Origin of the sequence: Sphingomonas qomolangmaensis (assembly GCF_024496245.1) — a bacterium.
GTDB classification, from domain to species: Bacteria; Pseudomonadota; Alphaproteobacteria; order Sphingomonadales; family Sphingomonadaceae; genus Sphingomonas; species Sphingomonas qomolangmaensis.
Genome location: NZ_CP101740.1, coordinates 1,767,787 through 1,780,122 on the forward strand (window position 1 = coordinate 1,767,787; position 12,336 = coordinate 1,780,122).

Annotated in this window: 12 protein-coding genes; 9 read left to right on the forward strand and 3 right to left on the reverse strand. The window is 67.0% G+C overall.

Going from position 1 to position 12,336, the window contains the following annotated elements:
- Positions 1-94: 94 nt before the first annotated feature.
- On the reverse strand, positions 95-811 hold the full coding sequence (locus NMP03_RS08280; RefSeq protein ID WP_256504880.1) for a CoA transferase subunit A: 717 nt from the start codon (positions 809-811) through the stop codon (positions 95-97).
- Positions 812-904: 93 nt separating this feature from the next.
- On the opposite strand from NMP03_RS08280, the gene NMP03_RS08285 reads away from it, so the two are divergent.
- Complete coding sequence (locus tag NMP03_RS08285) at positions 905-2,047, forward strand: aspartyl/asparaginyl beta-hydroxylase domain-containing protein (RefSeq protein ID WP_256504881.1); 1,143 nt, start codon at positions 905-907, stop codon at positions 2,045-2,047.
- Between the two features lie 36 nt (positions 2,048-2,083).
- Positions 2,084-3,733, forward strand: a complete 1,650-nt coding sequence (locus NMP03_RS08290) for a thiamine pyrophosphate-dependent enzyme (protein WP_256504882.1) — start codon at positions 2,084-2,086, stop codon at positions 3,731-3,733.
- An 88-nt stretch (positions 3,734-3,821) separates the two neighbouring features.
- Here the strand turns inward: NMP03_RS08290 and NMP03_RS08295 are convergent, their stop codons facing one another.
- Positions 3,822-3,992, reverse strand: a complete 171-nt coding sequence (locus NMP03_RS08295) for a CsbD family protein (RefSeq protein WP_256504883.1) — start codon at positions 3,990-3,992, stop codon at positions 3,822-3,824.
- Positions 3,993-4,084: 92 nt separating this feature from the next.
- A complete protein-coding gene (thiS, locus tag NMP03_RS08300) occupies positions 4,085-5,089 on the reverse strand; it encodes a sulfur carrier protein ThiS (protein ID WP_319937574.1) in 1,005 nt (334 codons plus the stop codon).
- Positions 5,090-5,258: 169 nt separating this feature from the next.
- Between thiS and aroQ the strand changes: the two genes are divergently transcribed.
- From aroQ to NMP03_RS08340, 7 genes are all read left to right on the forward strand, one after another.
- Complete coding sequence (aroQ, locus tag NMP03_RS08310) at positions 5,259-5,696, forward strand: type II 3-dehydroquinate dehydratase (RefSeq protein WP_256508067.1); 438 nt, start codon at positions 5,259-5,261, stop codon at positions 5,694-5,696.
- 31 nt (positions 5,697-5,727) lie between these two features.
- Entirely contained in the window at positions 5,728-6,216 is a 489-nt protein-coding gene (gene accB, locus NMP03_RS08315) for an acetyl-CoA carboxylase biotin carboxyl carrier protein (RefSeq protein ID WP_256504885.1), read from the forward strand.
- On the forward strand, positions 6,216-7,571 hold the full coding sequence (gene accC, locus NMP03_RS08320; protein WP_256504886.1) for an acetyl-CoA carboxylase biotin carboxylase subunit: 1,356 nt from the start codon (positions 6,216-6,218) through the stop codon (positions 7,569-7,571). Before accB ends, accC begins: the two co-directional genes overlap by 1 nt.
- A complete protein-coding gene (locus NMP03_RS08325) occupies positions 7,571-8,527 on the forward strand; it encodes an alpha/beta fold hydrolase (RefSeq protein ID WP_256504887.1) in 957 nt (318 codons plus the stop codon). Before accC ends, NMP03_RS08325 begins: the two co-directional genes overlap by 1 nt.
- A gap of 66 nt (positions 8,528-8,593) precedes the next feature.
- A complete protein-coding gene (gene purL, locus NMP03_RS08330; protein ID WP_256504888.1) occupies positions 8,594-10,825 on the forward strand; it encodes a phosphoribosylformylglycinamidine synthase subunit PurL in 2,232 nt (743 codons plus the stop codon).
- Positions 10,822-12,075: a DUF418 domain-containing protein gene (locus tag NMP03_RS08335; RefSeq protein ID WP_256504889.1), complete on the forward strand. Its 1,254-nt coding sequence runs from the start codon at positions 10,822-10,824 to the stop codon at positions 12,073-12,075. Before purL ends, NMP03_RS08335 begins: the two co-directional genes overlap by 4 nt.
- A 56-nt stretch (positions 12,076-12,131) precedes the next feature.
- Complete coding sequence (locus NMP03_RS08340; protein WP_256504890.1) at positions 12,132-12,302, forward strand: (2Fe-2S)-binding protein; 171 nt, start codon at positions 12,132-12,134, stop codon at positions 12,300-12,302.
- The last annotated feature ends 34 nt before the right edge of the window (positions 12,303-12,336 follow it).

The following is a 12,336-nucleotide window of genomic DNA, read 5'->3' on the forward strand; positions in this document are numbered from 1 at the left end:
ATACGGTCGCCGTCCACACTATCGGGTGGCCGTACCGCGAACACGCGACCCACCCCCGGCCCCTCCCTTCCAGCGAGGGGAGAGAACCCCTCGCTCACGCCGCGCGCTCGCGGACGGTGCGGAACTCGATCTTCTTGTCATAGGGCGCGCCGACGATCATCCGCTTCACGTAGATGCCGGGCAGATGCACCGCGTCGGCATCGAGCGAGCCGACCGGCACGATCTCCTCGACCTCGGCGACGCAGATTCGCCCCGCGGTCGCCATCGGCTGGTTGAAGTTGCGCGCGGTCTTGCGGAAGATCAGATTGCCCGCCTCGTCGGCCTTCCACCCCTTGATGATCGAAAGGTCGGCACGGATGCCGCGTTCGAGGATATATTCTTCAGGCCCGTTTGGGCCATCAAAGACCTTGGTCTCCTTGCCCTCGGCCACCAAGGTGCCGACCCCGGTCTTGGTATAGAAGCCCGGAATCCCCGCCCCACCCGCGCGGCAGCGTTCGGCGAGCGTGCCCTGCGGACAGAATTCGACCTCGAGCTCGCCCGAGAGATATTGCCGCTCGAATTCCTTGTTCTCGCCGACATAGGACGAGATCATCTTCCTTACCTGCCGCGTGCGCAGCAGCTTGCCGAGGCCCTCATTGTCAATGCCGGCATTGTTGCTGGCGATCGTCAGGTCCTTGACCCCCGATGCCTGGATCGCATCGATCAGCCGTTCGGGAATACCGCACAGGCCGAACCCGCCCGCGCAGATCGTCATGCCATCATGGAGCAGCCTGTCGAGCGCGGCTGCGGCATCGGGATAGAGTTTCTGCATGCGCGGCCTCGTGGAACGATGGAGAGATGCCGCCGTGCTTATAAACCATGTGCCATCTAGGCAACGGCGAAGCGTTGCGGCACCTTGGCTTCGATGCAGCAGCGAAACGTCCTCGACAATGTCGGCGCAGCGATCGGATTGGCGCGGGCGCGCGATCTGGACGGCGCGCGCGCGATGTTGGGGCGACTCGGGGCGAGCGCCGATCGCGCCACGGCACTTGCCTTTGTCGAACGCCAGGCGGGCAATCTTGCCGCCGAGCGCGCGGCGCTGATCGAAGCGTTGCGCCACGAACCGCGCCACCTGTCGGCATTGTTGGCGCGCGGCGATTGCGAACGGCGCGCGGGCGAACCGCGCGTGGCGGTACGGTTCCTGCGCACCGCGCTGGCGGTAGCCGCCGCGACACCGCCGCCGCCGGCGCTTCACCCGGCGCTCCGCGAGGCGCAGGCGTTCCTTGCCGAGCAAACGCAGCATTTCACCGACACGATGGTCGCCGCGGTCGAAGCCGCGGGGCTGACGCGCGCCGACACCCCGCCGCGCGTCGCCGAGGCGATCGACCTGCTGCTGGGTCGCCGCCAGCTGTACCTCGAGCAGCCCTCGATGTTCTATTTCCCCGGCCTAGCGCAGCGCGCGTTCTTCGACCGCTCCGAATTCGCCTGGGCCTCGCAAGTCGAAGCCGCGACCGATGCGATTCGCGACGAATTGACCGCGCTCCAGGATGTCTTCACCCCCTATGTCCGCGCCGACCCGCGCGCGCCGGCCCCCGCCAACCACCTGCTCGAACATCCCGGCTGGGGCGCCATCCACTTGATCGAACAGGGGCGCCCGCACCCCGTGCATGCCGCGCGCTGCCCCGCGACGATGGCGGCGCTGGCGTTTGCGCCGCAGCCCGCGATCGGCACCCGCTCGCCGATGGCGTTGTTCTCGCGGCTCAAGCCCGGCACCCACATCGCGCCGCACCACGGCGTCTTCAACACCCGGCTGATCTGCCATTTGCCGCTGGTGGTGCCCGATGGCTGCGGCATCCGCGTCGGCAGCCATACCCGCCAATGGCGCGAAGGCGAGCTGCTGATCCTCGACGACAGCTTCGAGCATGAGGCGTGGAATCGCGGCAGCTCGGACCGGGTGGTGCTGTTGTTCGAAATCTGGCGACCCGATATCGGCGAGGAAGAACGCGCCGCGATCACCGTGCTGCTGGCCGCGGTCGAGGAACAGGGCTTTGCGGCCGACGATGATTGACGGTCCGATCGAGCGGGCGTTGCAGGAGAGTATCGCATGACCAAGCGCACCGGCGGCCGGATCCTCGTCGACAATCTGGTAGCGCAAGGGTGCGATCGGCTGTTCCAGGTGCCCGGCGAGAGCTTCCTCGCGGTGCTCGACGCGCTGGTCGACGTGCCCGAAATCGACGTCGTGACCTGCCGGCAGGAGGGGGGTGCGGCCTTCATGGCCTGCGCCGACGCGGCGATGACGCAGCGGCCCGGCGTGTGCTTCGTCACCCGCGGGCCGGGCGCGACCAATGCCAGCATCGGGGTCCATGTCGCGATGCAGGATTCGCAGCCGATGCTGTTGTTCATCGGCGACGTCGACCGCGGCATGCGCGACCGCGAAGGGTTTCAGGAAGTCGATTTTCCCGCGATGTTCGCGCCGCTCGCCAAATGGGCGACGCGGATCGAGGACGCCGCGCGAATCCCCGAATATGTCGCGCGCGCGTGGAACACCGCGATCAGCGGCCGCCCCGGCCCGGTGGTGATCGCGCTGCCCGAGGACATGCTGTGCGATGTGGTCGAGGCGGTCGATCGGCCGCGGATCGAGCGCGTCTGGCAGGCCGCCAATCCCGACGACGCCGACGCGGCGCTCGACCTGCTGCGCGCCGCAGAGCGCCCCGTAGCGATCGTCGGCGGCGCGGGCTGGGACAAAGCGACCACCGGCGCCTTCGATTGCTTCGCGCGCAACTGGGGCATCCCCGTCGCAGGCGCGTTCCGCCGGCAGGACGCGATCCCCAACGCGTCGAAGGCGTGGGCGGGCAATCTGGGCTATGGCCCCAACCCCAAGCTGGTCGCGCGGATCAAGGCTGCCGATGTCGTGCTCGTCCTCGGCGCCCGGCTCGGCGAGGCGACCACCGACGGCTATACGCTGATCACCCCCGACCATCCGGGCCAGAAGCTGATCCACGTCCACCCCGATCCCGCCGAACTCAACCGCGTCTATCGCGCCGACGTCGCGGTCTGTTCGGACACCTTCTCGTTCGCCGATGCGCTGGTGCGCGCCGACTATCCGCCGACCCCGCACGCCGGCGGAACCGAGGCGCACGCCGAATGGCGCGAATGGTCGACCCCCAAGCCGCGCGAAGGCGTGACGCTCGACTTGGGCTTATGCGTCGCGGCGATGCGCGAAGCGCTGCCGGCGGATACGATCATCTGCAACGGCGCGGGCAATTTCGCCGGCTGGTGGCACCGCTATTGGCATTATGGCGTCCAGCCCTCGCAACTCGCGCCGACCTGCGGTGCGATGGGCTATGGCGTACCCGCCGCCGTCGCCGCCGCGCTTCGCGCGCCCGACCGCATGGTCGTGGCCTTGGCGGGCGACGGCGACTTCCTGATGAACGGCCAGGAGCTCGCGACCGCGGTCCAGCATGGCGCCGATATGCTCGTGCTGGTGATCGACAATGGCGGATACGGCACGATCCGCATGCACCAGGAGCGCGAATTCCCCGGCCGGGTGAGCGCCACGCGGCTCGCCAACCCCGATTTCGCCGCCCTGGCGCGCGCCTATGGCTGCTGGTCCGAAACCGTCGAGCGTACCGAGGATTTCGCCCCGGCGCTCGCCCGCGCGCAGGAACAGTCCGGTGTGCGGCTGCTCCATCTGCGTACCAACATTGAAGTGATCAATCCGGCCACGACGATCAGCGCGATCCGCGCGCGCTGATCTTCCAAGGATGAACCCCACGAAAAAGGCCGCCCCGGTTTCCCGGAGCGGCCCAATCGTTTCGCGTTACCTGAAGTAACGCTGCAGGTCAGATGTCGTCGCCGAGGGCGCCCTTGACCTTGCCTGCAGTCTGCTGAAGCTTGCCCTTGGCTTCCTGCGCTTCGCCTTCGGCGCGCGTCTCAGGATTGCTCGACTGCTGCTTGACTTCGCCAATGGCTTCGTTGGTGTTGCCTTTGACCTTGTCTACGAATTCACCCATGGGGTTTCTCCTCAAATCATGTGCGGCGACGATGTTTGCCATCATTGCTTGCGCTTGTGGTAAGAACGGCCCGGGGTGAACTTGGTTCCGAGTTAGATAAGCCCGGCCAGCGGGCTCGATGGATCGGCATAGCGCCGCTGCCCCATCCGTCCCGCGCGATAGGCGAGCCGCCCCGATTCGACCGCGGCCTTCATCGCCGCCGCCATCATCACCGGGTTCTTGGCTTCGGCGATCGCGGTGTTCATCAGCACGCCGTCACAGCCGAGCTCCATCGCCACGGCGGCATCGGAGGCGGTGCCGACCCCCGCATCGACCAATACCGGCACCTTGGCCCCCTCGACGATCAGCCGGATCGTGATCCGGTTCTGGATCCCCAGCCCCGATCCAATCGGCGCGCCCAGCGGCATGATCGCGACCGCGCCGGCATCCTCGAGACGCTTCGCCGCGATGGGGTCGTCGACGCAATAGACCATCGGCAGAAAGCCTTCCTTGGCCAGCACCTCGGTCGCGCGCAGCGTCTCGACCATGTCGGGATACAGCGTACGAGCCTCGCCGAGCACTTCGAGCTTCACCAGATCCCAGCCCCCGGCCTCCCGCGCCAGCCGCAGCGTGCGGATCGCCTCGTCGCCGGTGAAGCAGCCCGCGGTGTTGGGCAGATACGTCACGCGCTTGGGATCGATGAAGTCGGTGAGCATCGGCGCCTTGGGGTCGCTGACGTTCACCCGGCGCACCGCGACGGTAACGATCTCGGCCCCCGCGGCTTCGACCGCGGCGGCGTTCTGCGCGAAGTCCTTGTACTTGCCCGTGCCGACGATCAGCCGCGAGCGGAAGGTGCGCCCGGCGACGCTCCAGCTGTCGGTGTCGACCGCGGGCTCATGGTCGCCGCCGCCGACGAAATGGACGATCTCGAGCTCATCGCCATCCTCGACCATGACATCGCCCAGCGTCGAACGCGGCACGACCTCGAGATTGCGCTCGACCGCGACCTTTTCGGGCACGAGGCCGAGTTCGCTCGCCAGTCCGGCAATGCTGAGGCCCGCGCGAACACGCTTGTGCTCGCCATTGACCATGATCGATACGGTACCGTCGGTGTGCATGTCTGCCCCAAGCCGTTCGTTTCGAGCAAAGCCCGCAAACGAGTTTCGTTGCGCCCGCGACATGTCTCGACTTCGCTCGACACGAACGGGTAAGGAATGCGCGATCTAGGGGTGCGAGAGCGTGCCCGCAAGCAAGAGGGGCATGATGGCCGAAACGAATCCAGCCGCGATCCCGGCGACCATCTATGTCCTCAACGGCCCCAACCTCAACCTGCTCGGCATGCGCGAGCCCGATGTCTATGGCGCCGACACGCTCGACGACATTGCTGGGATGCTCGAGGATCGCGCGCGCGAGCTCGGCGTCGAGGTCGAGGTCCGCCAGTCGAACCATGAAGGCCATCTGGTCGATTGGCTGCACGAGGCGCAGGCCGAGGGCGCGCGCGCGGTGCTGCTCAACGCCGCGGCCTTCACCCACACCTCGGTCGCGCTGTACGACGCGATCCGCGCGATCCGCACCCCGGTGATCGAGGTGCATCTGTCGAACCCGCATGCGCGCGAGGCTTTCCGCCACAAAAGCTATGTCGCGATGGCGGCGCATGGCAGCATCAGCGGCTTTGGCGCGCAATCCTATGTGCTCGCGCTTGAAGCCGCCGCTCGCCTGCCGTAAGGCCCCGCGCTTAACAGAGAAATAGGTCGCAATGAGCAACGAACACGACGAACCGGGCAATATGCGAATCGATGTCGATCTCGTGCGCCAGCTCGCCGCGGTCCTCGACGAGACGAAACTGACCGAAATCGAGGTCGAGGACGGCGAACGCCGCGTCCGCGTCGCGCGCGAAGTGATGATCGCGCCGCAGATGATGCAGGCCGCGCCGATGGCGAACATGGCCCCCGCGCTGACCAACGCTGCCCCAGCGCCTGCCGAGGTCGGCGCGCCCGCGCCCAATCCGGCGGCGAACGCGGTCCGCTCGCCGATGGTCGGCACCGTGTATCTGTCGGCCGAGCCCGGCAGCAAGGCGTTCGTTTCGCCGGGCCAGAAGGTCCAGGCGGGCGACACGCTGCTGATCGTCGAGGCGATGAAGGTGATGAACCCGATCCTCGCACCGTCGGCGGGCACCGTCGGTGCGATCATGGTCGAAAACGGCCAGCCGGTGGAGTTCGATCAGCCGCTCGTCGTGGTCGAATAATGGCGCAGATCAAGAAGCTGCTGATCGCCAATCGCGGCGAGATCGCGCTGCGGATCCATCGCGCCTGCCATGAAATGGGCATCCAGACCGTCGCGGTGCATTCGACCGCCGACGCCGATGCGATGCACGTCCGGCTGGCCGACCAGGCGATCTGCATCGGCCCGCCACCCGCGGGCGAGAGCTATCTCAACATCCCCAACATCATCTCGGCCGCCGAAGTCTCGGGTGCCGACGCGATCCACCCGGGCTATGGCTTCCTCAGCGAAAACGCCAAATTCGCCGAGATCGTCGAGCTGCATAATCTGATGTTCGTCGGGCCGAAGCCCGAACATATCCGCACGATGGGCGACAAGGTCGAGGCCAAGCGCACAGCCGGCGCGCTCGGGCTGCCTTTGGTCCCCGGCTCGGACGGCGCGGTGAGCGACCTCGCCGAAGCCAAGGCGATCGCGGCGCGCGTCGGGTATCCGGTGATCATCAAGGCGGCCTCGGGCGGCGGCGGTCGCGGCATGAAGGTGTGCGAGTCCGAAGACCAGCTCGAAACGCTCATGGCCCAAGCAGGCAGCGAGGCGAAGGCGGCGTTCGGCGACGCCACCGTCTATATCGAGAAATATCTCGGCAACCCGCGCCACATCGAATTCCAGGTGTTCGGCGACGGCAACGGCAATGCGATCCATCTGGGCGAGCGCGACTGCTCGCTCCAGCGCCGCCACCAGAAGGTGCTCGAAGAGGCGCCTTCGCCCGCACTCGGCGCCGAGGACCGCGCGCGGATGGGGGCGATCTGCGCCAAGGCGATGGCCGATATGGGCTATCGCGGCGCGGGCACGATCGAATTCCTGTGGGAAGACGGCGAGTTCTACTTCATCGAGATGAACACCCGGCTGCAGGTCGAGCATCCGGTGACCGAGATGATCACCGGGGTCGATCTGGTGCGCGAACAGATCCGCATCGCCGAGGGGCATCCGCTGTCGGTGCGGCAGGAGGACCTGGTCTTCCACGGCCACGCGATCGAATGCCGGATCAATGCCGAGGACGCGCGCACCTTCGCGCCATCGCCGGGCAAGGTGACCTATTACCACGCCCCCGGCGGCATGCATGTCCGCGTCGATAGCGGGCTGTACGCCGGCTATCGCATCCCGCCTTATTATGATTCGATGATCGCCAAGCTGATCGTCTACGGGCGCACGCGCGAAGGCTGCCTGATGCGGCTCCGCCGCGCGCTCGAGGAATTCGTGATCGACGGGGTGAAGACGACGATCCCGCTGCATCAGGCGCTGCTCAACGACCCCGATTTCCAGCGCGGCGACTATACGATCAAGTGGCTGGAAGAGTGGCTGGCGCGCGAGGACGCCGCCTGATGCGATGGTGGCAATGGCTGATCGGTGCGTTCGTCGCGCTGATCGTCGTCACCATCTTAGCGTTGTTTATCTTCCGCACGCCCGACACCGACGCCGCCGCCATGCGGGATAAATATGGCGGTACCGATTCAAGATTCGTCGATCTTGGTGACGGCCTGACGTTGCATGTACGCGACACCGGGCCGCGCAATGCACCGGCGTTGCTGCTGGTCCATGGATCGAACGCGTCGCTGCACACCTGGGAGCCCTGGGCCGAGCGGCTCGACCAGCGATACCGCATCGTCCGCCTCGACCTGCCGGGGCACGGGCTGACCGGCGAAGACCCGGCGCGCGATTATTCGACCGCGCGGCAGGTCGAGATCGTCGATCGGCTGGTGCGGGTGCTCGGGATCGACCGGTTCGCGATCGGCGGCAATTCGATGGGCGGCGGGGTCGCCTGGTCCTATGCGCTGGCGCATCCCGCGCGGGTGAACGCGCTGGTGCTCGTCGATTCGACCGGCCAGCCCGACCCGCAATATGCCGAGCCGCCGCTGGTGATGCGCATCGCCCGCCTGCCGGTGCTGCGCGACCTGGCGACGATGGTCACGCCGCGCAGCTGGATCGAACAGGCGCTGCCTTCGGCCTATGGCGACCCCGCCAAGGTCGATGCCGCGGCGATCGACCTCTATTGGGAATTGCTCCGCTACCCCGGCAATCGCCTCGCGACGATCGACCGTTTCGCGACCCCGAACACCCCCGCCACCCCCGAGGCGCTCGGCCGGATCGCGGCGCCGACGCTGATCCTGTGGGGCATCGACGATCGGATGATCCCGGCGTCGTCGGGCGACTGGCTGGCGAGCCACATCCCCGGTGCCGAGCTGGTGACCTATCCCGGCATCGGCCACCTGCCGATGGAGGAAGCGCCCGACGCGACGGCGGCAGCGGTCGATCGGTTCCTTTCGGGGCGAAAGAACTAGTCCCTCCCCGTGTCGGAGGGCATTCACGCTCTAGCCCCCCGCCCCGCCCCCGGCTAAGGGCAAGCCATGACCCAGATCACGCCCGAAATCGTCGCCGAGCACGGCCTGTCGCCCGAGGAATATGACCGCGTCCTCCACGCGATGGGGCGCGAGCCGAACCTGACCGAGCTCGGCATCTTCTCGGTCATGTGGTCCGAGCATTGCAGCTACAAATCGAGCCGCATCCACCTGAAGAAGCTGCCGACCGAGGCCCCCTGGGTGATCTGCGGCCCCGGCGAGAATGCCGGCGTGATCGACATCGGCCCAGGACCCAACGGGAAGCCCCAGGCGGCGATCTTCAAGATGGAGAGCCACAACCACCCGTCGTACATCGAACCCTATCAGGGCGCGGCGACCGGGGTCGGCGGCATTCTGCGCGACGTGTTCACGATGGGCGCACGCCCGGTCGCCAACATGAACGCGCTTCGCTTTGGCCGCCCCGATCATCCCAAGATGCGCCACCTGATCTCGGGCGTCGTCCACGGCATCGGCGGCTATGGCAATTGCGTCGGCGTGCCGACGGTCGGCGGCGAGGTGAACTTCCACCCCGCCTATGACGGCAACATCCTGGTCAACGCGATGACCGTCGGCATCGCCGATCAGGACAAGATCTTCTATTCGGCGGCGTCGGGCATCGGCAATTCGATCGTCTATGTGGGGTCGAAGACCGGGCGCGACGGCATCCACGGCGCGACGATGGCCTCGGCCGATTTCGGCGACGATGCCGACGCCAAGCGCCCGACGGTTCAGGTCGGCGACCCCTTCACCGAAAAGCTGCTGATCGAGGCGTGCCTAGAGCTGATGGCGACCGACATGATCGTCGCGATCCAGGACATGGGCGCGGCTGGCCTCACCTCTTCCTCGGTCGAAATGGCGAGCAAGGGCGGGGTCGGCATCGAGCTCGTCATGGACGACGTGCCGCAGCGCGAAACCCGCATGACCCCGTACGAGATGATGCTGTCCGAATCGCAAGAACGCATGCTGATGGTGCTCAAGCCCGGCCGCGAGGCCGAGGCCGAGGCGATCTTCCGCAAATGGGAGCTCGATTTCGCGGTGATCGGCCGCGTCACCGATACCGGGCGGATGGTGCTGAAATGGAAGGGCGAGACCGTCGCCGACATTCCGCTCGCGCCGCTCGCCGACGAAGCCCCGCTCTACGACCGTCCGCACGTCCCCACCCCGCCGCGCGATGCGCTGACCGACGTTCCCGAAAGCGACGACGTGGCCCGTGACCTGCTCGCGCTGATCGGCACGCCCGACATCGCCAGCCGCCGCTGGATCTGGGAGCAGTACGACCACATGGTCGGCGCCGACACCGTCCAGCGCCCCGGCGGCGACGCCGCGGTGGTGCGAGTCCACGGCACGCAAAAGGGCCTGGCGATCACCACCGATTGCACCCCGCGCTATTGCTTCGCCGACCCGGTCGAGGGCGGCAAGCAGGCGGTGGCCGAAGCCTGGCGCAACCTCACCGCGGTCGGCGCGACCCCGCTCGCGATCACCAATTGCCTCAACTTCGCCAACCCGCAGCGGCCCGAGATCATGGGCCAGATCGTCGGCTGTCTCGAAGGGATGGCCGATGCCTGCCGCGCGCTCGACTTCCCGATCGTTAGCGGCAACGTCTCGCTCTACAACGAAAGCAAGGCGACCGGCGGCGGATCGGCAATCCTGCCCACCCCCGCGATCGGCGGCGTCGGGCTGCTCGCTGACTGGTCGAAATCGGCAACGATCGGCTTCAAGGGGTTCGGTGACGTCATCCTGGTGATCGGCGAGCGCGCCGGCCATCTCGGCCAGTCGCTGTACCTGCGCGAACTCCATGGCCGCGAGGAAGGCCCGCCCCCCGAGGTCGACCTCAAGGCCGAACGCCGCACCGGCGACTTTGTCCGCAGCCAGATCGCGTGCGGCGCGATCACCGCGTGCCACGACGTCTCCGATGGCGGGCTTGCGGTAACGGTCGCCGAGATGGCGCTGGCATCGAACATCGGCGCGCTGATCGATTCGGTACAGCCCTTCGGCATGGCCGAAAGCTTCTTCGGCGAAGACCAGGGCGTGTACGTCGTGACGGTCTGCGACACCTGCCTGGCCGATTTCATGGCATCCGCACACCGTGCCGACGTCGCGGTCGACGGGCTTGGCCGCACGATCCGCGACAAGATCGTGTTCGAGATGGACGCCGGCGACTGGACTGTTGCGCTCGACGACCTGCGCACGGCGCATGAAGGCTTCCTGCCCAGACTGATGCAGGGCGAAGTCGCGGCGTGATTCCCCAAGGCTCGGGAAGGGACACCCGCTTCCCGAGCCTCGATATCGTTCGCGGGGTGGCGGTGCTCGGCATCCTGACGATGAACATCGTCGCCTTCGCCAACGTCCCCGCCGCCTATCTGAACCCGACCGCGACCGGCCCGGCGAGCGCGCTCGACACGTTGCTCTACCTTGCGCAGTTCGTGCTGTTCGACGGCAAGATGCGCGGGCTGTTCTCGGTGCTGTTCGGCGCATCGATGCTGCTGGTGATCGAGCGCGCGCAGGCCGATGGCCGAAGCCCGGCGCAGGTGCATTTCGCGCGGATGGGCTGGCTGCTCGCCTTCGGGCTGGCGCATCTGTACCTGATCTGGTGGGGCGACATCCTCGCGCAATATGCGCTGGTGGGGATGATCGCCTATGCGTTCCGGCGTCAGGCGACGCACCAGCTGATCGTCACCGGCATCGTGCTGGTCGGGATCCAGACGATCACGATGGCGGGGCTGCCCGTCGCGGTCGCGGCGGCGCAGGAAGGCGCGCCCAACCCCGCCGCAGCGGCGCGCACATTGATCGAGCTCGAGCGCGCCTTCGGGCGCCCCGATCCCGCGCATATCGCGCAGCAGCTCGCTGTCTATCGCGGCAGCTATGCCGATGCCGTCGCGTTTCGTTGGCGCGTCTATGCCGGCACTCCGTGGAACGCGCTGCTGCAGAACGGGTTCGAAACGCTGGCCTATATACTGTTCGGCATGGCGGCGTTCCGCTCGGGGCTGCTCACCGGCGGCTGGGAGCGACGCCGGTTGCTATGGCTCGCGACATTGGGCTTCGGCATCTCGCTGCCGATCTACCTGCTGCTCGCCTTCTACGTCGCGGCGCACAGCTTCGACCTCCATTCGATCGTCCTGGCGGTGCTCACTTTGCCCGTTCCGGTGCGCCCGGTAATGATCTTCGGCTGGATCGCGCTGATCCTGCTCGCCGTCCCTGCAGGAAGCGCGATCGCCCGCCGGCTGGCGGCAACCGGGCGGATGGCGTTCAGCAACTATATCGCGACGAGCCTGGTGTGCACCGCGATCTTCTACAGCCACGGCCTCGCGCTGTTCGGGCAGCTCCACCGCGCCGAACTGGTGCCGATTATGCTGTTCGTCTGGGCGCTGATCCTCGCCTGGTCACAGCCCTGGCTGCAGCGTTTCTCGAACGGTCCGCTCGAATGGCTCTGGCGCTCATTGGCGCGCGGCCGGATCGAACCGCTGCGAAAAGTTGCGAGAGCGACGCAATAACGCTTGCGAGCGTTTCGCATTAGCCGTAGCATGCATCCAACAAAGCGAGGGTGCTCATGGTCGTCTGCGTCTGCAATGCCATCCGCGAACGCGAAGTACGCGCCGCTGCACGCAACGGTGCGATGAGCGCCTGCCAGGCGTATCGCACACTCGGCTGCCAGGCCAAATGCGGCCAGTGCGTCCCGTTCGCGCGAGCCATTATCGACGCCGAACGCGCTGCTGCGTAGCGTTCGCAGCGGCTGAAACCCGCGGAAAACCGCC